The sequence below is a fragment of the Microbacterium sp. CSI-V genome (assembly GCF_001984105.1).
In the GTDB taxonomy this organism is placed as follows: Bacteria; Actinomycetota; Actinomycetes; order Actinomycetales; family Microbacteriaceae; genus Microbacterium.
The window spans coordinates 83,773-105,614 of record NZ_MTQM01000009.1; the positions used below are offsets into that span (position 1 = coordinate 83,773).

Sequence of the window (21,842 nt, forward strand, 5' to 3'; positions counted from 1 at the left end):
CCCCCCCCACCGATGAATGGATGCCATCCGATGACCTGGAGCATCGATCACGCTCATGCGCGCGGTATCCGCCCTCCCGTCGACGAGATGGATGCCGTGCGCGACGAGAACACCGCGATCATGGCCCGCTGCCCGCTGGGTACGGTCGAGCAGCCGGTGGGAGTCGTCCGGTGACCGCCGGGCTGCTCGGCGGCATCCTCTTCTTCGCCGGCGGGATCGTCGCCTACACCGGCACCTGGAAGGGCTGGATCCGCGTCCGTCGGGGGTTCGGTGCGACCATCGGATTCGCGTGGCTGTGGATCGGGCTCGCCCTCCTCGTGGGGGCCGTTGCCCTGCTGGTCGAGTCCGCCTCGCGTCCCGCCTTCTTCGTCCTGATCGGTGTGGCCGCGGTCCTGCTGTCCGTCGGAGCGGTCGGGCTCTTCTGGCTGCCGCGGTTTCTCCTGCCCGCGTGGTTCCGGGTCCTGCGTGGCGACGACGCTCGACCGAGCGGACGGGCATGAAATTCTTCGACGGCCGGGTCGCCCCCGAGCCCGCGATCCTCATCGCGGAGACGCCGCACGCGACCGTCACCTACCCGAACTGGCTCGAGACGTCGCAGATCGACGGTGTCGACCTCGTCCTCACGCCGACCGACAGCCCCCAGGGGTTCATCCCCACCCTCGTGTTGACCTCGGTCGCCGATACGGCTCCCTTGATGGATGCCTCGACGGCCGCGTTCCATGCCGCCCGGGCCCGGCACCCCGGGGCGTACGTGCTCGCGGTCGACCTGTGGCATCCGACGCGCGACGACTCCGCGCCGCGCGGACGGCGCATCATCTTCGTGTACCGCGCGGAGAACGGTCAGGACGTGGTCGTCGCTGAGTGGGTGTGGGCCACCGGCACGCACCACGTCCACCTATCGGCGAGCTGCTCCCCTTCGCAGTGGACGGGGTGTTCGCCGGTGTTCGACGGCATCGCCGCTCGGCTGACGCTGACAGCCGACCCGGCGGACGTCGCCGAGGCGGCCGGCGCGACGGGCGACGCGCCGCTCGATGCGGCACTGTCCGCCCGGGCGGGTCACCCCATCGAGTCGCTCGACGGGATCTCTGCCCCTACGTTCCTCTCGGCGGCCCCGCGCGTCTCGACCGAGGCCCTGCAGGCGCTCCTCACCGGAGCGACGAAGGCGCGCATAGGCGCGGCCTACGGCATCCTGGCCCGCGCCGACCGCGGCACCTCTCGGGCGCGGGAGCTGCAGAATGCCGGCTGGATCGACGGCGAGGGTCGACTGACGCGCGAAGGCGGCGCCGCGGGCACGGCTCTGGCGGCGAACCGGCCCGTCGTGACCGTCCAGACACGGCGAGCCGATCGGGCCGCGTTGCTGGTCGCCTACGCGGGTCCGCGCGGAGTGCTCGTCCTGCACGATCCTCCCCTCACCGAGGCGTCGGCGACGGAGGGCGCTGCGCGCCACGCGGTCGTTCTCGACCCGGATCACGTTCCCACCTTCGTCTCGGCGTGGCTCGGGCTCACCCCGGGCTGGCCGGTGAGCGAGGAGGACGAGCAGATCACGGTCGCCGACCTCGCCGCGCACGTAGCCGCCGCCGACCCGGCCGTCGAGCCGTGGACCGAGGTGCTCTTCCGCAGCGAGGACGGCCAGCTCGCCGACGCGATCTCCCCCTCGCGGGGCTGGCTGCACCTCGGGCCGCCGGTCGACGGCATCCATCCCCTTCGTGCCGAGCCGACGGCCGCCGTGTTCGACGCGCTGGCGGCGTCGGTCTCGCGCGCCCGCGCCTGAGGGCGCCGACCGTCTCGGGCTAGACTCGAGGCATCCAGGGCCTTTAGCTCAGCTGGTAGAGCGCCACGTTTACACCGTGGATGTCGTCGGTTCGAACCCGGCAGGGCCCACCCCTCTTCTTCGCCGATAGCCTCGCTGCATGAGTGGACGACGCTGGGCCGGCATCCTCGTCATGACGCTCGTGCTCGTGACGTCAACGGTGTTCGCCGTTTCGGAACTGTTGGCGGGATCCTTCCCGCGGCACGCGGTCGGCGCGATCGTGGCTTCGGCGATCGGTCTGGTGCTGTTCTGCCGGCCACGGGACGAGCCGGAACGCTGATCGCGACGGCTTGCGTCCGGGCGCACAGCTGACAGGGTGGTGCCATGGTATCCCTGATCCAACAGCGGCTGGCGATCGAACGCATCCGCGTGAGAGCACTGTGGATCGTCTGCGTCAGTGCCGGAATGTTCGTCCTGGGGTGCGCACTCGTCCTGAGCGGCACGACGAATTCGTTCTCGATTCCTCCTCTGGTCATCTGGGCCGGCGGGATCGTGACGGGCATCGTCGAGATGCGACGATATCGCCGCGCACTCCGCGAGTTCGAGGCGGAGCATGGGGTCGGTGCGGGCGACCAGACGTCGGGCACCGGCTCGTGACGGCGCCTCATCGGGGCGCAAAGCTCCACGGGCGCACCTTCCGACAGCACGGGGTCGCGCTGGCCGTGTTCTCGCTGTTGTTCGTCGGATTCGTCGTCCTTGCGCTCGTCAGCGTGGATCTGCTCTCCGCAACCCCGATTCGCTGGTTCGTCGCCGGATTCCTCCTGCTGTCGTCCGGGCTGACGGCCGCGTGGGAGCTGCGCCTGATTCTTCTCATGCGGCGAGGCGCGACAGACCCTCAACGCCCGAGGTGACCCTCGGTTGACGATGTCCACGCGGCGTCTCGCGTGGGTGGGCGATGGCGGGAGGCGATCGTCATCGGTCTTTCCCGTGGGTCGGAAGCGCGCCCTGGATGGCGAGGGTCAGGCGCGAACCCAGCGACGCCGCGAAGCTCGCGGTCAGGTGATTGGGGTCGCGGTACGCATTCCGGTTGTCGACCACCGGGCTGCAGACCGCGTCATCGCAGAAGACATCCGTGTTGTCGAGGACGTGAACAGACGGCCGCGCCTCCGCCGCGCGCGTCAGCGGATCGGGGGCAGGGGCCGCACTCTCACGCGACACGACACAGTTGCTCACGGTACGGTTCAGCAGGCAGAGATTCGGATTGGTGGGGAAAGCGGGGTTGTCGACCACCGCGACGATCGGAATCGCGGCAACCGACGGACTGTCCCAGGCGCCCGCGAACCCTGCCACGGCAGCGTCCGTCCGGGACGGATAACCCGCGACGGAATACTGCGTGCCCGAATAGGCCGAGGTGACGATCACCGCTGGTGTGTGGGTGAGCAACCAACTCGACAGATTCTCGCGCCACTGATCGCACACGCGTGCGAACGGAACCTCGGGGCCCAGCTTCGCCGTGCTCCACGGGCAACCGCCCTTGAGCGCCGTTGTCAGTCGCCACCCTTCGCGGTCCGCGATGTCGGCGAGGACGCCGAGGTACTGGAATGCGTGGCTGTCCCCGATCAAGAGCACGACGGGCGCCGCGGGGTCGTCCGAACCGAAGGTGCACGTGCGCGGTTCAGCGTCGTCGAACTGAGCGAGGCACTCCGGTGAATCCGGTGCATCCATGCCCGCGATGCTCGCCGCGGGCGCAAACCCGTCCGAGGAGAGGACGCTACAGGCATCCACGGATTCGTTCGATGGCGTGGAGCACATCGTCGGATCGGCGCGGAGATCCGCGAGCGCGGACCGGGCACTGAGGTAGTGCGGAAGATTCGTCGCGGCGAGTCCGATCGTGAGGACCACGACGGCCGCCATCGCCGAGCCGCCGACGGCCAACGTTCGACGGGGGCGGGCGCGAACGAGCCAGGGCCATGAGCGAAGCGGCTCTTCGACGAACCGCTGAGTCAGCCAGGACAGAAAGACGGTCACGAGGAGCAGCGCCGTTGTCTGCGCGATATCCCCGGACCACCACGGCAGGGCCGGAACCAGAAGGATCAGAGGCCAGTGCCAGAGGTACAGGCTGTACGAAATCTTGCCGACGAAGGTGAACGGCTGCAGTGAGATCACTCGTGTCGGGAACCACCATGACCCGCCCGTCGTTACGGCGAGGATGAGGGCAGTCGATGCGACGGGCAGGAGCGCGGCGTATCCCGGGAGATGGACGGTGTCACTCATCATCGTGAACGACACGGTCAACCCCGCGAGGCCGAGCCAGCCGCAGATCATTCGGCTGGACGAACCTCGCGCACGCAGCCGGGGAACGAGCGCGAGCATCGCCCCGGCCCCGAATTCCCAGACGCGGGTGAAGGTGGCGAAGTAGGCCGCTGCGGGGTTGACCTCGGTGAACCACACGCTCGCCCCGAAGCTCGTGAGCGAGATCAGTAGTACCGCACCGAGCATCCCGGCAGGACTCCGGCCGTGGAGACGGCGAGCGAACGCCACGCCGGCCAGGAGCGCCAGAGGCCAGACGATGTAGAACTGTTCTTCGGTCGACAGCGACCAATAGTGGCGAGCGAACGTCGGACTGTTCGAGTCTCCGAAGTAGTTGGCGGACGTCGCGACGAGATGCCAGTTCGCCACGTACGAGGTCGCCGCCACGATCTCTTTCACCCGAGCGGGGAGCGCCGACAGCAACGCGAGCGACGGGCTGGAGATCACCACGGCGCAGAAGCCCAGCACCAGCAGCGCTGCGGGCAGCAACCGACGCACGCGCCGCGCCCAGAACGCCGCCAGGCGAACCGTGCCGGTGGCGAGGAGCTCGCGTCGGAGGTGTCCGGTGATCAGGAAACCGGAGATGACGAAGAACACGTCGACGCCCACGAAGCCGCCCGGGAGCGCGGACGGCCAGAGGTGGAAGGCGACGACGCCCAGCATAGCTATCGCCCGCAGGCCTTGGATGTGGGGAACGAAGGACGAGCGATCGGTGCGCGGGGGCGAAGAGGTCGACACGCGCGAAAACATCTCATGTGAACATGCCCTCGCTGTGCGGGTCGCCGACGGAGGGGGAAGGGTGATGCGTCGGTCGTCACGACCACCCGAGGGTCACACCTCGAACCAGGCGGCCCCGACCCTCAGTTCAGGATGTTCACGCTCCGCGCGATCACCAGCGCCAGCAGCACGAACCCGGTGATCGCCTGCACCATCATGAACAGCTTCGCGCGGATGCTGAGGGGCATCACGTCGGTAGGGCTGAACGCCATCGCGTTGGATGCCGAGAAGTACAGGTAGTCGATGTAGCCGGGCGCCCAGTCGGCGGTGTTCGAGGAGCGGCGCTTCACTTCGCTCACGGCATCGCCGTCGGAGTCCTGCGGGAACTGGAAGTCGGCCGGCTGCAGTTGGTCGCGGGGGTCGCGCCGGCGGGCGACCGGACCGCCGCGGTCCATCTCCCAGTACACCGCGCCGTAGCCGATGACGTTGATGGCCCACACCTGCGCGGCGCCGAGCAGGGTGACCGCGCCACTCCCCTGGCCCGTGAGCAGTTGATGGACGAGCAGGACGAACGCGACCTGATTCGCCGCGAGCAGGATCGACACGAACCCGAGCGCGAAGGCACGCCCGATGCGCGAATCCCGGTCGAAGCGCGTGGGGTGGGCGATGAGCATCGCGATCGTGCACAACAGGCTCGCGCCCACGACGACGTAGCGGAGTTCGCCGGACACGTCGCTCGGGAGCACGGCGTACAGCACCGTGCCCAGAGCCAGGCAGATCAGCACCGGCCAGCGGTGCTCCGGCCGCGTGCGGAACCCCGCGTACTCGCTCGACGTCACGCGCTCAGGCTAGACCTGCCCTTCGGCGACGCGACGACCATCGACGGTGCGCCCGCATCGCGGGTCGCTCGACGAACAGCCAGCTTGCCCACGCCAGGGGCACGGTGACGACGATGGCGAGCACGAGGGGCACCACGACCGGGGCCCCGCGCTCGGCGAGGACGAGGGCGAGCATCTGCTGCACGGGGAAGGCGTAGATGTAGATCCCGTACGAGATGTCGTTCCGGGCCCCGATGCGGCGGCACGGGAGCACGATCCCCAGCGCCAGCACGAGGTAGGCCATCGCGGGCCCGGCGAGCGCCGTCGGCGCGCCCGAGATCGCCACCGCCGCAACGACGGCCGCGGCGGCCACGATGAGGCCCGGCCGAAGCGGGACCCGGTCCCCTCCGAGGAAGAGGAGCGTGCCGGAGAGGTAGAAGGCGAGCAGGGTCGCGAAGGTCGCCAGCGTTCCCGGGACCGGGAGGAGCCCCAGAACCGACAGGACGGATGCCGTCATCGCCCCCGCCCAGAGGGCGACCGTGATCCGTGCTCCCCACCGGACGGCGAGGCATCCGAGGAGCCCGGTCACCACGTAGCACGCGAACTCGAACGCGAGAGTCCAGAGGGAGCCGTTCCAGACCCCGGGATACGGGATGTCGGCGAGCATGCCCGGGATGGTGGGCTGCGCGATCCAGAGTCCCGCGTTACGCAGCACGTAGAGAACCCCGGCGCTGGGCGACCAGGGGCCGCCGCCCAGGAAGGCGGAGGCCACGGGGGCGAAGGCGAAGGCGACGACCACGAGGACGACGAGGAAGGCCGGATAGATCCGGACCGCTCTTCGCGCGAAGAACTCCCCCACGCCTCGACCGCGGGCTCTGCTGAGCGCGATGAGGTAGCCGGAGATGCAGAAGAATCCGGCGACGGCCCAGGGCCCCAGGGGCTTGGTCTGCAGACCGTACCCGCCCAACTCCCACGCGTGGGCGATGAGCACGAGCAGCGCGAGCCCCAGCCGCAGGGCGTTCAGACTGTTGGACCCGGGATCGAGTCGGCCGCCGATGGTCGCCGGAGCCCTGCGCGATCGGTCCCGGAGGATCAGATCTGGAACCACGCGGATCCCGAACCGAACGTGTAGAAGACGAACGACGTCATGTCGGCGGTCCCTGCCCGGAGGGTCTGCGTGCCCTTCAGGACGAGCAGTCCTCCGGCGAACGTGATCGGCTCTCCGTCCGCGACGACGCGGATCACCTGCCCGGCGTGGGCGTCGGTGAAGCCCGTGTACGTGCGGCCGCCCTGCACGCGCACCTGTTCCCTGCCGCACACCGACACCCGACCGTCGTCGTCGGGTTCGAGGATCGGGGTCGAGGTCCCGGTGAGAGCCTCCCAGGTGAGCGACGTCCCCAGCTGCGTGCGGTCGGGGTCTTCGTAGCGGACCGCGGCGATCGGCCCGGGCCGGCCGCTTCCGTCGCTGGGGAGGCCGTACCAGGCGGGATGCCACCCCGCCAGGCGGTTCGCGTCGCCGACGTCGCGCGCGAGCGTCGCCACGGACCCCGGCGAGGTGTGCACGCCATCCACCGGCGGCGGGAAGTAGATGACGGGGTTCAACACCCGCGAGGCGCCGCCGCGGAAGCGGAACAGGTCGGCCCTCGATCCAGGTACGGCGGTGCCGGCGTTCCCGTGCTGCAGCGAGCCGGTGACGCCGTCGTGCAGTTCGGCCACGGCGGAGAACCGGCAGTCGTCCAAGGTCACGTCGTTTCCGAGGTCGAAGCAGGCGGGTTCGCCGTCCGCGTTCCCGCAGCCCCCGAAATCGCACCCGACGAACGTCGTGTCACCGCCGGTGAACCAGCGCTCGCCGATGCCGTCCGGCACCGAGAAATGGCATCCGAGGAAAGAGACCGCCGTCTTCGCCGCCGACGCCCGTCCGCCCACGTACGAGACCTCGCCGACCACGATGTGGCTGGGGTGGCTTCCGGCGTGGGCGTACGTGTTCTGCACGAACATGCAGGAGGTGAATCCGATCTCGAGCACGCGGTCGACGGTGGAGCTGGGATTCGCGGGGAACCCGATCGACACCGGGGGGCGTTCGGATGTCGTCCCCCATCCGTGCTCGAACTTGCACCCGAGGAAGTCCACGTGGCGTGTGCCGCGGTCCAGGAACAGCTCCTGTTCGCAGAACTCGACGTGGGTGTCGACCACCCGCAGGGCGTTGGAGTTCTCGATGATCTCGCCGCCCGCGTTGCGAGTGCTGACGATCGACAGACCGTAGGGAAGCGGGTCGGGTGGGGACGGCAGCCGCGACGGGCGTCCGCACCACCCGATGACGGCCGCGTCGATCGTGGAGTCCATGACTCCCTCGAAGCGGATCCCTTCGCGCGCGAGTCCGAACACCGACACCCGCTCGAGCCGCACCTCCTGGCTCTGGTGGACCAGGATGCCGACGCGGTCCGCGACGTAGTCGGCCTGGAGCGAGTGTCCGTCGCTCTGCACGGTGAGGCCGCGGATGACGACCCGCTTGAGGAGGTCTTTGCTGCCACCGGGCGAATCCGGATTGCCGAGGTACACCACGGGGCTGCCCGCGACGGAGCCGGGGTGATCCTTCGCCACCAGCACGACACCGTCCGCTTCCACCGTGATCCGGACCGACCATTCGCCGTACTGCTGTCCGTCGGGTTCCGATCCCGGCAGTCCGAGATCGGCGGGTCGGGTCGCCATCGACCACTGATCGATGGCGTAGAACCCCGGCGGCACCCGCAGGACGACACCGGAGTTGGGGCGCCAGTTCACGCTGTTCCCCGACGCGGGCGAGTCCGCCGGCGCCGGCACCTCCGCGAGGCGCTGGAGAGCGCGCTTCCAGGCGTTCGTGAAGGCGTCGCTGTTGACCTGCGCTCGCCGCGAGTATTCGGCGACGTCCAGGATCGCGGTGCGGGTGCGGTACGGGATGCCGGGGATGGCGCCCTCGACCGTGATGACGTCGACGGGACCGGTCGGAGTGTCGGCGTGCGCGGACTCGGAGGGAGGGGCGGCGACGACGCTCGCGGCGGCGAGGGCGGCTCCGGATCCGGCTGTGGCGAGGAAGAGGCGGCGGTCGAGGGAGAGGGAGGGGCGGCTCACGAGCGTCACGCTAGGAGGCGTGTCGGGGGGCTGTCGTTCCGCCTCCGCCACCGTGCCGACACAGGTGAACGGGGCGGATGCGCGGGAACAGGGGCATGTTCGCATGCGCTTCCGCCCGGTCCACGGCGGGGCGTCTCGCAGATTTGGCCCGGACCTTCACCCGGTCGCCGTATCGGTCCGATGGTTCGACACCGAGGCATCCTTCGGACCCCGCGGAGGTGGCGCCGCGCGTGGGCATCCGGCGGGGCACGAACTGACTAGGCTGGACGACGGTGAATTGTGCGGAGCAGACAAGGGTTGCCGCACACGTATGGCGATTCTCTGGCATGACCTGCCAGACGACGAAAGGTCTTCCGTGACTGTTCACGATCAGGATCCGTATTCGCAGGGGCCGCAGGACAGCGACCCGGAAGAGACCGGCGAGTGGCAGGAATCCCTGCGGCAGCTCGTCCAGGCCAAGGGCCCCGGTCGAGCGCGCGAGATCATGCTGAGCCTGCTCAAGGGCTCGAAAGAACTGCACCTCAACGTGCCGATGGTTCCGACCACCGACTACATCAACACGATCGCGCAGAAGAACGAGCCGGAGTTCCCCGGTGACGAAGAGCTCGAGCGTCGCTACCGCAAGTGGATCCGCTGGAACGCGGCGGTCACGGTCCACCGCGCGCAGCGTCCCGGCATCGGCGTCGGCGGCCACATCTCGACGTACGCCTCGTCGGCCGCCCTGTACGAAGTCGGCTTCAACCACTTCTTCCGCGGCCTCGACGACCCGTCCGGCGGCGACCAGATCTTCATCCAGGGCCACGCCTCGCCCGGCGCGTACGCGCGCGCCTTCCTCGAGGGGCGCCTCACCGAGGCGCAGCTCGACGGCTTCCGCCAGGAGAAGTCGGCTGCCCCCAACGGCATCCCCTCGTACCCCCACCCCCGTCTGATGCCGGAGTTCTGGCAGTTCCCGACGGTGTCGATGGGTCTCGGCCCGATCAACGCCATCTACCAGGCGATGTCGAACAAGTACCTCAGCAACCGCGGCATCAAGGACGTCTCCGACTCGCATGTCTGGGCGTACCTCGGCGACGGCGAGATGGACGAGGTCGAGAGCCGCGGTCAGCTCCAGGTCGCCGCGAACGAGGGCCTCGACAACCTGACGTTCATCGTCAACTGCAACCTGCAGCGACTCGACGGCCCGGTGCGCGGCAACGGCAAGATCATCCAGGAGCTCGAGAGCTTCTTCCGGGGCGCCGGCTGGAACGTCATCAAGGTCGTCTGGGGTCGTGAGTGGGACGACCTGCTCGCCCGCGACACCGAGGGCGCGCTGCTGAACCTGATGAACTCCACGCCCGACGGCGACTACCAGACGTACAAGGCCGAGAACGGCGCGTACGTCCGCGAGCACTTCTTCGGTCGCGACCCGCGGGCCCTCGAGCTCGTGAAGGACTACACCGACGAGCAGGTCTGGGGCCTCAAGCGCGGTGGCCACGACTACCGCAAGGTCTTCGCGGCGTTCAAGGCGGCCAAGGAGCACAAGGGCCAGCCGACCGTCATCCTCGCCAAGACCATCAAGGGCTACGGCCTCGGCCCGCACTTCGAGGGTCGCAACGCCACGCACCAGATGAAGAAGCTGACGCTCGACGACCTCAAGTCGTTCCGCGACGCGATGGACATCCCCGTCACCGACGCGCAGCTCGACGAGAACCCGTACCAGCCGCCGTACTACAACCCCGGCGAGCAGGACGAGACGATCAAGTACATGCTCGAGCGTCGTCGTTCGCTCGGGGGCTTCCTGCCCGAGCGGCGCACGACCCACGTGGGTCTGGAGCTTCCCGGCGACCAGGCGTACGCCCTGCCCAAGAAGGGCTCGGGCACGCAGGAGATCGCCACCACGATGGCGTTCGTGCGCCTGCTCAAGGACCTGCTGCGGGTGAAGGACTTCGGCCACCGCATCGTGCCGATCATCCCCGACGAGGCGCGCACCTTCGGTATGGACGCGTACTTCCCGACGGCGAAGATCTACAACCCCAAGGGTCAGCACTACACCTCGGTCGACCGCGAGCTGCTGCTGGCGTACAAGGAGAGCCCGCAGGGGCAGATCATCCACGTCGGCATCAACGAGGCGGGCGCCCTCGCGGCGTTCACCGCGGCGGGGACGGCGTACGCCACCCACGGCCAGCCGCTGATCCCGGTCTACGTCTTCTACTCGATGTTCGGCTTCCAGCGCACGGGCGACGCCCAGTGGGCGGCGGGCGACCAGATGGCGCGCGGCTTCATCATCGGCGCGACCGCCGGTCGCACCACCCTGACCGGTGAGGGCCTCCAGCACGCCGACGGGCACTCGCAGCTGCTGGCATCCACCAACCCCGCGACGGTGTCGTACGACCCCGCGTACGGATACGAGATCTCGCACATCGTCCGCTCGGGCATCGAGCGGATGTACGGCGGCGAGCACTCCGACCCGAACGTCATGTACTACATCACGGTGTACAACGAGCCGTACGTGCAGCCGGCCGAGCCCGAGGGCGTCGACGTGGACGGTATCGTCCGCGGCATCCACCGCGTCTCGGTGGGCGAGGGCGAGGGTCCCCGCACCCAGCTGCTCGCCTCGGGCGTCGGTGTGCCGTGGGCGTACGAGGCCCAGCGCCTGCTGAAGGACGACTGGGGCGTCGTCGCCGACGTGTGGTCGGTGACCTCGTGGAGCGAGCTGCGCCGTGACGGTCTGGCCGCCGACGAGCACAACTTCCTCCACCCCGACGAGGAGCCCCGCACCGCTTACCTCACCGAGAAGCTCCGGGATGCCGAGGGCCCGGTGGTCGCGGTCAGCGACTGGATGCACGCCGTCCAGGACCAGATCCGCCAGTGGGTTCCGCAGCGCTACCTCACGCTCGGTGCGGACGGGTTCGGGTTCTCCGACACCCGCGCCGCCGCGCGTCGCTTCTTCAAGATCGACGGCCCGTCGCTCGCCGTGCGCGCCCTGCAGGGACTCGCGGACGAGGGCAAGGTCGACCGCTCGGTGATCGCCCAGGCGATCGAGAAGTACCGTCTGCATGATGTCAACGCCGGCACGAGCGGAAACGCCGGCGGCGAGGCCTGATCGCGTGACCGATCGCGCGGCCGTCGACGGCTCGGGAGGGAGCGGGCAGACCGCCCTCTCCCGGGCCGCCGAAGAGAAGGCCGAGACCCTGGCGTGGCTGCGCCGGATCTCGGGCGATCTCGCGACCGCGACGATCCAGCGTCTCGAAGAGACGCTGCCCTGGTACGCCGAGATGCCACCGGCCCGCCGCTCCGCGGTCGGGCTGGTGGCGCAGGCGGGCATCACCTCGTTCCTGCAGTGGTTCGAGGAGCCGGCCTCCACGCCCGCGATCGCCGCCGACATCTTCGCGGCGGCCCCCCGCGAGCTGCTGCGGAGCGTGAGCCTGACCCAGACGCTGCAGCTCGTCCGCGTCACCGTCGAGGTCATGGAGGAGCGCGTCGCGGGCCGCAGCGAACGGGTCCGCGAGGCGATGCTGTCGTACTCGCGCGAGGTCGCGTTCGCCGCCGCCGACGTCTACGCGCGCGCAGCCGAGGCCCGAGGCCTGTGGGACGCGCGGCTCGAAGCCCTCGTCGTGGACTCGATCCTGACGGGCGAAGCCGACGACGAACTCCCCAGCCGCATCGCCGCACTCGGCTGGCACGGCCACGGCGAGGTCGCGGTGCTGGTCGGGACGACTCCCCCGCAGCTCGACGTCGACCACGTCCGTCGCACCTCCCGCAAGCTCGGCGTCGACGTGCTCATCGGCGTGCAGGGCTCGCGGCTCGTCCTCGTGGTGGGTCGCGCGGATCTTCCGGTCCGCGGTCGCGACGACACCACCGAGCTGCCGTTCACCGAGATCGCGAAGCGACTCGAGCCGAGCTTCGGTTCGGGGCACCTCGTCCTCGGCCCTGCGGTCGCCGCCCTGGTCGACGCCGGGCAGAGTGCCCGCGCGGCCCTGGCCGGATTCGCGGTCGCACGCGCCTGGCGGCACGCCCCGCGGCCCGTCGAGGCCGATGACCTTCTGCCCGAGCGGGCCCTGGCCGGAGACGCGGTGGCCAAGCAGACCCTGGTCGACCGCGTGTACCGCCCGCTCCACGCCCACAGCGCCGACCTCGTCGCGACGCTGTGGAGCTACCTCGACAACGGACGCTCGCTCGAGGCCACCGCCCGCGAGCTGTACGTGCACCCCAACACCGTGCGGTACCGCTTGAAGCGCGTGTCCGAGGTGATCGGGTGGGATGCCACGGGCCCCCGCGAAGCGCTGATCCTGCAGACCGCGCTGATCCTCGGTTCCATGGGAACCGAGGCCACGCGTCGCCGCGGATCGGCGAACCGGCGCTCCGCCACGTCGCGCTGATGCACGGCGCGCACAAAGACACGCCGATTTCTTGTGCCGATATCTCCAGAACGCGTCGCCGGATCCTTGACAGGATGGGACGGTGATCATCGCCGTCTTCCCCGGGCAGGGGTCCCAGACCCCCGGGTTCCTCTCACCGTGGCTCGAGATCGACGGGACGCGTGAGCGTCTGGCCGAAGCCTCCGAGCACGCCGGAGTCGACCTCCTCGCCGCGGGCACCGAATGGGATGCCGACCGGATCCGCGACACCAGCGTCGCGCAGCCGCTGATCGTGGCCGCGAGCCTGCTGTCGTGGAGTGTCCTGCGTGACCGCGCGGCCACGGCCGCCGACGGCGTCGCGGGTCACTCGGTGGGCGAGTTCGCCGCGCTGGCGGCATCCGGGGTCCTCTCCGAGGCCGACGCCCTGCGCCTCGTCGGCATCCGCGGTCGCGCGATGGCCGAAGCGGCCGCGACGGTGCAGACCGGAATGAGCGCCGTCGTCGGTGGCGACGAGCAGACGGTGCTCGACCGCCTCGACGCGCTCGGCCTCACGCCCGCCAACTACAACGGCGGCGGGCAGATCGTCGCGGCGGGTGAGCTCGCGGCCCTCGCCGAACTGGCGGCCGAGGCGCCCCGCGGGTCGCGCGTCATCCCGCTGCAGGTGGCCGGTGCCTTCCACACCCGCTTCATGGAGCCCGCCGTCGAGACGCTGCGCGCCGCTGCGGCCGACGTGGCGGCATCCACCCCCGAAACGACCCTGTGGACCAACTCCGACGGCTCGGTCGTCGACGACGGCCGTCGCGCCGTCGACCTGGTCGTCTCGCAGGTCTCGTCGCCCGTGCGCTGGGACCGGAACATGGCCTCCTTCGCCGAGCACGGCGTGACCGGCATCATCGAACTCGCGCCCGCCGGTGCCCTCACGGGCCTGGCGAAGCGCGCACTGCGCGGCACGCCGACCGTCGCAGTGAAGACCCCGGACGACCTCGACGCGGCCGTCGCACTCCTGAAGGGAGAGCAGGCATGAGCACCCCCGTCCTCCGTCAGCTCCAGGGCCCGGCCCACACCCGCATCTACTCCTACGGCGCCGCCCGCGGGGAGAACTTCGTCCCGAACGACGACCTCGTCGGGCCGATCGACTCGAGCGACGAGTGGATCCGCCAGCGCACCGGCATCGTCACGCGCGTCCGCGCGAACAAGGAGACGGATGCCATCGACCTGGCCTCCGAAGCCGCCCGCGAGGCCGTCGAGCGCTCCGGTGTCGACCCGGCCGAGATCGACGCGGTGATCGTCGCGACGATCAGCAACCCGAAGCAGACGCCCTCGGCCTCGGCGATCGTCGCCGACCGCATCGGCGCGAACCCGGCCGCGGCGTACGACGTCAATGCCGCGTGCGCGGGCTTCGCGTACGGCGTGGGCCAGGCGGATGCGCTCATCCGCGGCGGCCTCGCGAAGCACGTCGTCGTCGTCGGCGCCGAGAAGTTGAGCGACATCGTCGACCCGACGGACCGCAGCATCTCGTTCCTGCTCGGGGACGGCGCCGGTGCCGTCGTGATCGGGCCGAGCGACACCCCCGGCATCGGCCCCACCATCTGGGGGTCCGACGGATCCAAGGCCGATGCAGTGGGCATGAACGCCACGCTGACGGACTTCCGCGACGGCGCTGCTCCGTGGCCGACCCTCCGCCAGGAAGGCCCCACGGTCTTCCGGTGGGCCGTCTGGGAGATGGTGAAGGTCGCCCGACAGGCCATCGAGGCCGCCGGCATCCAGCCCTCCGACCTGGCCGCCTTCGTGCCGCACCAGGCGAACATGCGCATCATCGACGAGTTCGCCAAGCAGCTGGGTCTGCCGGAGACCGTCGTGATCGGCCGCGACATCGAGACGACCGGGAACACCTCGGCCGCCTCGATCCCGCTGGCCACCCATCGACTGCTCGAGGAGCACCCCGAGCTCAGCGGCGGCCTCGCACTGCAGATCGGCTTCGGTGCCGGTCTGGTCTTCGGCGCGCAGGTCGTCGTCCTCCCCTGACGCAGCGTCGTCGAACTCTAGACTGATCGGGGCCCGGACGACTCCCCGGGCCGCCCCCAACAACAGGAGAAATCATGGCATTCACCAACGACGAGGTTCTCGCCGGCCTGGCCGAGCTCATCACCGACGAGACCGGCATCTCGGCCGACGAGGTCGCGCTGGAGAAGTCCTTCACGGATGACCTCGACATCGACTCGATCTCGATGATGACGATCGTCGTCAACGCCGAGGAGAAGTTCGGCGTCACCATCCCCGACGACGAGGTCAAGAACCTCAAGACCGTCGGCGACGCCGTCACGTTCATCACGTCGAACCAGTCCTGACCCTCCCGGTGGGGGCTCCGGCCCCCACCGGTCACGACCTTTCCGGCCGCACCAAGGATCCCACCATGAGCACACCCCGCATCGTCGTCACCGGTATCGGTGCCACCTCGCCCATCGGCGGGACGGCGCCCGAGAGCTGGAACGCGCTGCTGTCCGGTGCCTCCGGCGCGCGCACCCTCGAACACGAATGGGTCGAGCAGTACCAGCTGCCCGTCACGTTCGCCGCCGAGGCCCTCGTGCGGCCCGAGACCGTCCTCGAGCGTCCCATCGCCAAGCGCCTCGACCCTTCGTCGCAGCTCGCGATGGTCGCGGCGAAGGAGGCGTGGGAAGACGCGGGCGCCCCGGACATCGACCCCGAGCGGCTCGGCGTCGACTTCGCCACCGGCATCGGCGGCGTGTGGACGCTCCTGGATGCCTGGGACACCCTGCGTGAGAAGGGCCCGCGGCGTGTCATGCCGATGACGGTGCCGATGCTCATGCCCAACGCCGCAGCCGGCAACCTGTCGCTCCACTTCCACGCCCGCGCCTTCGCGCGCACCGTGGCGTCGGCGTGCGCGTCGAGCACCGAGTCGATCGTCAACGCGGTGCAGCACATCCGCGACGGCCTGGCCGACGTCGTGATCGCCGGTGGCACCGAGTCGGCGATTCACCCGATCACCATCGCGTCGTTCGCCTCCATGCAGGCGCTGTCCAAGCGCAACGACTCCCCCGAGACCGCGTCGCGCCCCGGCAGCATCGACCGTGACGGCTTCGTCATGGGCGAGGGCGCCGGCGTGCTCATCCTCGAGACCGAGGAGCACGCGAAGGCCCGCGGCGCCAAGATCTACGCCACCATCGTGGGCGGCGGCGTCACGGCCGACTCGTACCACATCACCGCGAACGACCCCGAGGGCCGGGGTGCGGCCCGCGCCGTGCGCATGGCGCTGGAGATGGCGGGTGCGTCGCCCGACGACGTGACCCACATCAACGCCCACGCCACCTCGACCCCCGTCGGCGACCCGAACGAGTACCAGGCGCTGCGCGCGGTGTTCGGCGCCCGCGTCGACGAGATCCCGGTGTCGGCGACGAAGGCATCCACGGGTCACCTCCTCGGCGGCACCGGCGCTCTCGAAGCCATCTTCACGGTGCTCGCGCTGAAGAACCGCGTCGCACCGCCGACCATCAACCTCACCGAGCAGGACCCCGAGGTGCCGTTCGCGATCTCGGGTTCGCCGGTCGAGCTCGGTGCGGGCGACCAGCTGGCCATCAGCAACTCCTTCGGCTTCGGCGGTCACAACGCCGTCGTCGCGATCGCCTCCGTCTGATCACGGCCGAACGCCCCCGGCATCCCCCGACTGCTACGGGGATGACGGGGGCGTTCGGTGTTGCATCGGGCCGGGGATACGCGGTCCCGGTGCCGGGAATGGTCACCGGCCTCCGGTAGTGGCGCCTCCCCCACCCGACATCTCTCAGCCGACCTTGTGCAACCAGACGATGTGCTGGTCGTCGCCGGCGTGGCGGAAGGGCTCGAGCTCGTCGTCCCAGGCGGACCCCAGGGCGACGTCGAGTTCGCGCTGCAGCTCGAAGGCGTCGCCGGCGGCGACCTCGAGGGCGTAGCGCACGCGGTCCTCGCCGATGACGACGTTCCCGGCCGTATCCGTCTGGGCGTAGTGGATGCCGAGCCCCGGCGTGTGCATCCACCGGCCGCCGTCGCTGCGGGGCGTCGGATCCTCGCTCACCTCGAAGCGCAGGTGCTCCCAGCCGCGGATCGCGCTCGCGAGGGCGGCGCCGGTGCCCACCGGACCCTCCCAGTAGAACTCGGCGCGACGGCTGCCGGCGAGCACCGGCTGGTCGGCCCAATCGAAGTTGACCGCACGGCCGAGGGCGCGTCCCACCGCCCACTCGAGGTGGGGGCACAACGCGCGCGGCGCCGAGTGGATGAGGATCACTCCGCGCGAAGACGTGGTCGCCATGGTCTCTCCTTCGTCAGGTACGTCTTCCCCTACGACCTGCGCGAGAGCGGTGGCGGCTGTTCGATTGTCTCGGTCATTATCGCCGGTTGATAACGAAATCACAACACTGTGATTCCTCAGCCGAACCAGAGCTTCCAGTAGAGCGCGAAGTTTCGGTTGCCGTAGGTCGAGCAGGCATCGCCCTTGTCCCATCGCGCGGCGATCGCCGCCGGGTTCGGCTGATACGGCGTGTAGTTGTACAGCGCCGCGGTGGCGTGGTTGCGGATCTCGATGTCCGTACCGCCGCACGCGGGGTCGGGCGAGTACGCGATGTAGTGGGTGCCGGGTTGCCGCATGAAGTCCGACGCCCGGTACGCCTTGAGGTCGGTCGCCCCCTGCGCCACCTGCGCGGCGAAGCCGGCCTGCCCGGGGTCGCACGCGGCGTCGTCGGGGCAGCGCGCACCCATCGCGGCACCGAGGGCCTCGGCCGACGGGGCGCGTGCGATCCGGCCGGACACGAGGCTCTGCTCCTTCTGCAGGGTGACCAGCAGCACCTTGGCCGAGATGCCGCAGGCCCGCTGGATGCGGTCGATGATCTGCGCCGCGGTGAGCTCGCCGCCGTCGTAGGCCTCGCAGACCGTCTCACCGGTGTCCTCCGACACGATCGCGTCACGGGCGGGGAGGTCGGCGCGCAGGACGGTGAGGCAGGAGTCGTTCGCGCAGTCGCCGACCTCGTCGTCGAGGAATCGCTGGATCTCGTCGGCATCCATCGCGTTGCCGTCGTAGAAGTCGGCGTCGTCGATCAGGAATCCCGGGTCGAAGCCGGTGAGGTCGATGGAGGCCTTACGGGTCTCGGCGTTCCAGGCGGAGACGAGGTGCACGAGCGGGATCGCGGCGGCCACGATCAGGCCGACGACGACGGTGGCGAGGAGGCCGAAGATCAGGCGTCGCCGCCGCAGTTCGCGCGCACGCGCGGCGGTGCGGCGGGGGCGGCGGGCGGCGGGGCGCTTGGACCGTGCCGGGGTCGGGCGTCGGCGTGCTCCCGTCCCCTGCTTCGCCATGCTCCGATCGTGCCGCACCGCGCTGACCGCGTGCTGGACGCGGCCCGCGCGGCGCGGCGGAATCGAGCGGTCAGCTGCCCTTCACCGCCGGAGCCGTGGTGCCGGGCGTCGGCGCGTCACCGGCCGCGGGCGGGGTGGGCGCCGTGCCGTCGGCGGGCGGGGTGGGGGCGGTGCCGTCGGCGGGCGGGGTGGGCGCCGTGCCGTCGGCGGGAGGTGCGGGCGGGGTGTGTCCGTCCGCTCCGGGACCGCCGGGGTGACCGGGGCCTCCGCCGGGGCCGCACTCGCCCTGCTGCGGCCCGCCCTCCGGCGCGGCCGGTGTCGTGCCGTCGGCCGGCGGGGTGGGCGCCGTGCCGTCGGCGGGCGGGGTGGGCGCGGTCGTGGGGGCTCCCGTGGGCACGCTGGTCGGTGCACCCGCGCCGCCGTCGGCGCTCGGGGCGTTGCTCGTCGCTGCCACCGTCGTGGGCGTGCTCGACTGGGCAGCGAGCGCCGCCGTTCCTCCGGTGAGCCCGACCGCGGCGACCACCGCGGCGGCGATCACCGCGGGGCGGACCCATCCCCGACGCTGCGGGGCGGGCGCCGGCTCGTCGTAGCGCGGAAGCGGCTGGGTGGGGTAGTCGTCGTCCGACATGGTGTTCCTCTCCGGCCGGCGCATCTCGTCGGCGTCGATGACCAGCCTTCGAACCGGAACTGAAGCCGACCTGAAGCGGCCGGAATGCGGGCGAATACCTAGCGCTCGCATAAGGGCCGTTCAGTGTCCGCCCGTATCGTCGGCCGGATGTCCGCCCCCGCCCGCGTGCTCGTCCTCGACGACGACGAGACCATCCGCCTCGCCGTCGTCCTCGCGTTGCGCGCCGACGGCTTCGTCGCCGAGGGGGCGCCCGACGGCACCGACCTGAGCGAGCGGCTGGAGAAGTTCCGCCCCGACCTCGTGGTGCTCGACTGGATGATGCCCGGGCCCAGTGGCATCCGGCTGCTCCCCGTCGTGCGCGCCGCCGCCGACACCGCGGTCATCATGCTGACGGCGCGCGACGAGGTCGACGACCGCCTGCGCGGCTTCGCCGAGGGCGCGGACGACTACGTGGTCAAACCGTTCACGATGGCCGAGCTCGTGGCCCGCACGGGCGCCGTCCTGCGGCGGCGCGGGCGGCTGCCCCAGACGGTGTCGGTGGGGGATCTCGTCGTGGATGCCGACGCCGCCACGGCGCACCGGGCGGGCACGCTGCTCGACCTCACCGCGACGGAGTTCCGACTGCTGCGCCTCCTCGTCGAGAGCCGCGGCCGGACGCTCTCGAAGGCGCAGATCCTCACCCAGGTGTGGGGGTACGACGACTACGACGTCAACCTCGTCGAGGTGCACGTGAGTGCGCTCCGCCGCAAGATGGAGACGCAGGGCCCGCGCCTGGTCCACACGGTCCGCGGACTCGGGTACCGCCTGAGCGAGCGCTCATGAGCGCGCCGCGGCCCCTCCGGTCGGGATCTCTCCGCCGCCGGACGATCGTGTCGGTCCTGGCCCTGGTCGCGCTGCTGCTCGTGGTCCTCGCGGTGATCGTCGACATCGCGCTCGGGGCGCGGCTGAGGGGTCAGATCGAGGACCGGCTGCGCGACCGCGCCGCCGCGACCGCGTCGCTCGTCGGGATCGTGGATGCCACCGACCTCGCCGACCGCCTGTCCGCTCAGGGCCTCGCGGTGCGCATCGACGGCGCCGAGGGCGACTCCGTCGTCGCGGGGCCGAGCCCCGACCAACTGCGCAGTGCGCCGGCGGGACCGGCCGGCGGCGGTCCGCGCGGTGGGGAGGCTCCCCCGACACCGTCGCCCGGGGCGGTGACCGTCACGGCCTCGGACCTCACCGGCGATGCGGACCTCGTCACGCTGCGCTCGACGCTCAGCGACGGGTCGACCCTGACGCTGACCGCCTCGGCGGCCGGGATCGGCGAGACGCTCGCCCAGGTCCGCTGGATCATGGCGATCGCGTCGGTCGTCGTGCTGGTGCTCGCTGCGGGCGCGGTGATCCTCGTCGTGCGGGCCTCGCTGAGACCGTTGGACGACGTCTCCGAGGTCGCGCGCGCCATCGGCGGAGGCGAGCGCGACCGCCGGCTGCGGCCCACGCACCCCGAGACCGAGATCGGTCGCGTCGCGAGCGCGCTCGACGACATGCTGGACGATGTCGTGGGTGCCGAGGTCGCCGCGCGCGCCGCGGAGGAGAGGCTGCGCGCCTTCCTCTCGGATGCCGCGCACGAACTGCGGACGCCGGTGGCCGGCATCCGCGCGGCCGCCGACACCCTCGTCCGCGCCCATCTCGACGGCCCCGAGCGCGAGATGCTGGCCGGGCACGTGGTCCGGGAAGCGACGCGGGCGTCTCGCCTCGTCGATGACCTGCTCCTCATGGCGCGGGTGGACCGCGGTCTCGAGCTGTCCGTGGCGATGACCGACCTCCGCGAGGTCGTGGCGGCCGAGGCCGACCGGGCCCGCCTCGTGCACCCGGTGATGACGGTGCGAACGAAGCTGCCGGATGCCGCGGTCCCGGTCGCGATCGACCGCGACCGGATCGCGCAGGTGCTGTCGAATCTCGTGGAGAACGCCGCCCGCGTCACCGACGGCCGCGGCCGTGTGGAGCTCGGCATCCGATACGAGGGCGCCGACGTCCAGGTGCACGTGCAGGACGACGGGCCGGGCATCGCCGTCGCGGATCGCGAGCGGATCTTCGACCGCCTCGTCCGACTCGACGAGGCCCGCACGACCGCCGGCGGCGTCGGACTCGGGCTGCCCATCGCGCGCGGGATCGCCCGCGCGCACGGCGGCGACGTGCACTGCCTCCCCGCGGACGCCGGAGCGTCGTTCGCGCTCCGGCTTCCGCTTCCGGCGACCCGTCCGGCTCAGCGCGCGGGCCGCGCCGGCGCGGCCTGAGGTGTCGCGATCCCCGATCCCGTGAGGGTGAGGCCGTCGGCGCCGCTCGCGTCGTGCATCATCTGGTCGACGAGCTCACGGTCGATCGCCGGTTCGCGCCCGCCGTAGAACTGCAGCACCAGGGCGTTCGAGGCGTGGATCCACAGACTCGCCTGGCGCACGCCCTCGTTCACCGGAACCTGGAGCATGAAGCCCTCGTTCCGGCGGAGCTTGTTCATGATCACGATGCGCAGATGCGCGAGCAGACGGTCGTCGATGTCGAACGTCGCACGGTCGCGGTAGATGAGGCGTCCCACGGCTGGTCCTTTTCTGGCGCGCCGAAGCGTACCGGTAGAGCAAGGGCGGGACCACGCCGGGAAGCGAGGCAATGCGGGGGTCACCATTCTGCCACCCCCGTGGCATCCCGGGGCACCACAGCGATTTCAAAGCGAGCGACGGTATCTTTCTGGTCACCGAATCGACGACCCACGAGAGAGAATCCCCCGTGAGCCATCCCCGCACCTCCCCCGACCAGGAGGGCCGATCTTCGAGCCCCCTCGTGACGCGAGGGGGTGAGAT

At 70.6% G+C, this 21,842-nt stretch carries 22 protein-coding genes and 1 tRNA gene; 15 read left to right on the plus strand and 8 right to left on the minus strand.

Translation table 11 applies throughout. From position 1 onward, the window contains the following. Positions 1-30: 30 nt before the first annotated feature. The 7 genes from CSIV_RS18410 (at position 31) to CSIV_RS11130 (ending at position 2,661) form a co-directional block, all read left to right on the plus strand. Complete coding sequence (locus CSIV_RS18410) at positions 31-174, plus strand: hypothetical protein (RefSeq protein ID WP_160897387.1); 144 nt, start codon at positions 31-33, stop codon at positions 172-174. Further along, entirely contained in the window at positions 171-500 is a 330-nt protein-coding gene (locus CSIV_RS11105; protein WP_077051489.1) for a hypothetical protein, read from the plus strand. The genes CSIV_RS18410 and CSIV_RS11105 overlap by 4 nt, the downstream gene beginning before the upstream one ends. After that, entirely contained in the window at positions 497-1,771 is a 1,275-nt protein-coding gene (locus tag CSIV_RS11110) for a hypothetical protein (RefSeq protein ID WP_077051490.1), read from the plus strand. Before CSIV_RS11105 ends, CSIV_RS11110 begins: the two co-directional genes overlap by 4 nt. Before the next feature lie 37 nt (positions 1,772-1,808). Further along, positions 1,809-1,881 (plus strand) — tRNA-Val (locus tag CSIV_RS11115). 29 nt (positions 1,882-1,910) lie between these two features. Beyond that, positions 1,911-2,090 (plus strand): hypothetical protein, encoded by a 180-nt coding sequence (locus CSIV_RS11120; RefSeq protein ID WP_077051491.1) that lies wholly within the window; start codon positions 1,911-1,913, stop codon positions 2,088-2,090. Positions 2,091-2,134: 44 nt separating this feature from the next. Next, positions 2,135-2,407, plus strand: coding sequence for a hypothetical protein (locus CSIV_RS11125; protein ID WP_077051492.1), 273 nt, complete (start codon positions 2,135-2,137; stop codon positions 2,405-2,407). Next, positions 2,404-2,661 carry a hypothetical protein gene (locus tag CSIV_RS11130; protein ID WP_077051493.1) on the plus strand — a complete coding sequence of 86 codons (258 nt, stop codon included), beginning with the start codon at positions 2,404-2,406 and terminating at the stop codon, positions 2,659-2,661. The genes CSIV_RS11125 and CSIV_RS11130 overlap by 4 nt, the downstream gene beginning before the upstream one ends. A gap of 61 nt (positions 2,662-2,722) precedes the next feature. On the opposite strand, the gene CSIV_RS11135 is transcribed toward CSIV_RS11130, so the two are convergent. The 4 genes from CSIV_RS11135 to CSIV_RS18420 form a co-directional block, all read right to left on the minus strand. Next, the gene (locus CSIV_RS11135) at positions 2,723-4,798 is read right to left on the minus strand and encodes an acyltransferase family protein (RefSeq protein ID WP_160897389.1); all 2,076 of its coding nucleotides are present in this window, start codon (positions 4,796-4,798) and stop codon (positions 2,723-2,725) included. 122 nt (positions 4,799-4,920) lie between these two features. After that, positions 4,921-5,616, minus strand: coding sequence for a DUF1345 domain-containing protein (locus tag CSIV_RS11140; RefSeq protein WP_077051495.1), 696 nt, complete (start codon positions 5,614-5,616; stop codon positions 4,921-4,923). Between the two features lie 4 nt (positions 5,617-5,620). Beyond that, entirely contained in the window at positions 5,621-6,703 is a 1,083-nt protein-coding gene (locus CSIV_RS18415; RefSeq protein ID WP_160897390.1) for an acyltransferase family protein, read from the minus strand. Next, positions 6,688-8,703 carry a hypothetical protein gene (locus tag CSIV_RS18420; protein ID WP_160897391.1) on the minus strand — a complete coding sequence of 672 codons (2,016 nt, stop codon included), beginning with the start codon at positions 8,701-8,703 and terminating at the stop codon, positions 6,688-6,690. The genes CSIV_RS18415 and CSIV_RS18420 overlap by 16 nt, the downstream gene beginning before the upstream one ends. Positions 8,704-9,058: 355 nt before the next feature. Between CSIV_RS18420 and aceE the strand changes: the two genes are divergently transcribed. From aceE to CSIV_RS11180, 6 genes are all read left to right on the plus strand, one after another. Beyond that, positions 9,059-11,785, plus strand: a complete 2,727-nt coding sequence (aceE, locus tag CSIV_RS11155; RefSeq protein WP_077051497.1) for a pyruvate dehydrogenase (acetyl-transferring), homodimeric type — start codon at positions 9,059-9,061, stop codon at positions 11,783-11,785. Between the two features lie 4 nt (positions 11,786-11,789). Continuing rightward, positions 11,790-13,061 carry a PucR family transcriptional regulator gene (locus tag CSIV_RS11160; RefSeq protein WP_238592368.1) on the plus strand — a complete coding sequence of 424 codons (1,272 nt, stop codon included), beginning with the start codon at positions 11,790-11,792 and terminating at the stop codon, positions 13,059-13,061. Between the two features lie 82 nt (positions 13,062-13,143). Further along, on the plus strand, positions 13,144-14,064 hold the full coding sequence (locus CSIV_RS11165) for an ACP S-malonyltransferase (RefSeq protein WP_077051498.1): 921 nt from the start codon (positions 13,144-13,146) through the stop codon (positions 14,062-14,064). Further along, complete coding sequence (locus tag CSIV_RS11170) at positions 14,061-15,065, plus strand: beta-ketoacyl-ACP synthase III (RefSeq protein ID WP_077051499.1); 1,005 nt, start codon at positions 14,061-14,063, stop codon at positions 15,063-15,065. Before CSIV_RS11165 ends, CSIV_RS11170 begins: the two co-directional genes overlap by 4 nt. A 74-nt stretch (positions 15,066-15,139) precedes the next feature. Continuing rightward, positions 15,140-15,388 (plus strand): acyl carrier protein, encoded by a 249-nt coding sequence (locus tag CSIV_RS11175; RefSeq protein WP_022880558.1) that lies wholly within the window; start codon positions 15,140-15,142, stop codon positions 15,386-15,388. Positions 15,389-15,453: 65 nt separating this feature from the next. Beyond that, positions 15,454-16,692, plus strand: coding sequence for a beta-ketoacyl-[acyl-carrier-protein] synthase family protein (locus CSIV_RS11180; RefSeq protein ID WP_077051500.1), 1,239 nt, complete (start codon positions 15,454-15,456; stop codon positions 16,690-16,692). 144 nt (positions 16,693-16,836) lie between these two features. On the opposite strand, the gene CSIV_RS11185 is transcribed toward CSIV_RS11180, so the two are convergent. The 3 genes from CSIV_RS11185 to CSIV_RS18425 form a co-directional block, all read right to left on the minus strand. Next, positions 16,837-17,340, minus strand: a complete 504-nt coding sequence (locus CSIV_RS11185) for a DUF3145 domain-containing protein (protein ID WP_077051501.1) — start codon at positions 17,338-17,340, stop codon at positions 16,837-16,839. Between the two features lie 116 nt (positions 17,341-17,456). Next, a complete protein-coding gene (locus CSIV_RS11190) occupies positions 17,457-18,380 on the minus strand; it encodes a hypothetical protein (protein ID WP_077051502.1) in 924 nt (307 codons plus the stop codon). A gap of 70 nt (positions 18,381-18,450) precedes the next feature. Beyond that, the gene (locus CSIV_RS18425; protein WP_077051503.1) at positions 18,451-19,008 is read right to left on the minus strand and encodes a hypothetical protein; all 558 of its coding nucleotides are present in this window, start codon (positions 19,006-19,008) and stop codon (positions 18,451-18,453) included. A gap of 147 nt (positions 19,009-19,155) precedes the next feature. On the opposite strand from CSIV_RS18425, the gene CSIV_RS11200 reads away from it, so the two are divergent. Together CSIV_RS11200 and CSIV_RS11205 are read left to right on the plus strand one after the other, a co-directional pair. After that, positions 19,156-19,830, plus strand: a complete 675-nt coding sequence (locus CSIV_RS11200) for a response regulator transcription factor (protein ID WP_077051504.1) — start codon at positions 19,156-19,158, stop codon at positions 19,828-19,830. After that, positions 19,827-21,284, plus strand: a complete 1,458-nt coding sequence (locus tag CSIV_RS11205; RefSeq protein WP_077051505.1) for a sensor histidine kinase — start codon at positions 19,827-19,829, stop codon at positions 21,282-21,284. The genes CSIV_RS11200 and CSIV_RS11205 overlap by 4 nt, the downstream gene beginning before the upstream one ends. Here the strand turns inward: CSIV_RS11205 and CSIV_RS11210 are convergent. Next, the gene (locus CSIV_RS11210) at positions 21,254-21,580 is read right to left on the minus strand and encodes a DUF7882 family protein (RefSeq protein ID WP_077051506.1); all 327 of its coding nucleotides are present in this window, start codon (positions 21,578-21,580) and stop codon (positions 21,254-21,256) included. The two genes, CSIV_RS11205 and CSIV_RS11210, sit on opposite strands and share 31 nt — an antisense overlap. Positions 21,581-21,842: the final 262 nt, after the last annotated feature.

Bases quoted from the DNA above. Each gene is read 5' to 3' on its own strand.
- CSIV_RS11120 (WP_077051491.1), top strand. From the start codon at position 1,911: ATGAGTGGACGACGCTGGGCCGGCATCCTCGTCATGACGCTCGTGCTC.
- CSIV_RS11185 (WP_077051501.1), bottom strand. From the start codon at position 17,340: ATGGCGACCACGTCTTCGCGCGGAGTGATCCTCATCCACTCGGCGCCG.
- CSIV_RS11175 (WP_022880558.1), top strand. From the start codon at position 15,140: ATGGCATTCACCAACGACGAGGTTCTCGCCGGCCTGGCCGAGCTCATC.
- CSIV_RS18425 (WP_077051503.1), bottom strand. From the start codon at position 19,008: ATGTCGGACGACGACTACCCCACCCAGCCGCTTCCGCGCTACGACGAG.
- CSIV_RS11205 (WP_077051505.1), top strand. From the start codon at position 19,827: ATGAGCGCGCCGCGGCCCCTCCGGTCGGGATCTCTCCGCCGCCGGACG.
- CSIV_RS11190 (WP_077051502.1), bottom strand. From the start codon at position 18,380: ATGGCGAAGCAGGGGACGGGAGCACGCCGACGCCCGACCCCGGCACGG.
- CSIV_RS11170 (WP_077051499.1), top strand. From the start codon at position 14,061: ATGAGCACCCCCGTCCTCCGTCAGCTCCAGGGCCCGGCCCACACCCGC.
- CSIV_RS18410 (WP_160897387.1), top strand. From the start codon at position 31: ATGACCTGGAGCATCGATCACGCTCATGCGCGCGGTATCCGCCCTCCC.
- CSIV_RS11125 (WP_077051492.1), top strand. From the start codon at position 2,135: ATGGTATCCCTGATCCAACAGCGGCTGGCGATCGAACGCATCCGCGTG.
- CSIV_RS11180 (WP_077051500.1), top strand. From the start codon at position 15,454: ATGAGCACACCCCGCATCGTCGTCACCGGTATCGGTGCCACCTCGCCC.
- CSIV_RS11110 (WP_077051490.1), top strand. From the start codon at position 497: ATGAAATTCTTCGACGGCCGGGTCGCCCCCGAGCCCGCGATCCTCATC.
- CSIV_RS11200 (WP_077051504.1), top strand. From the start codon at position 19,156: ATGTCCGCCCCCGCCCGCGTGCTCGTCCTCGACGACGACGAGACCATC.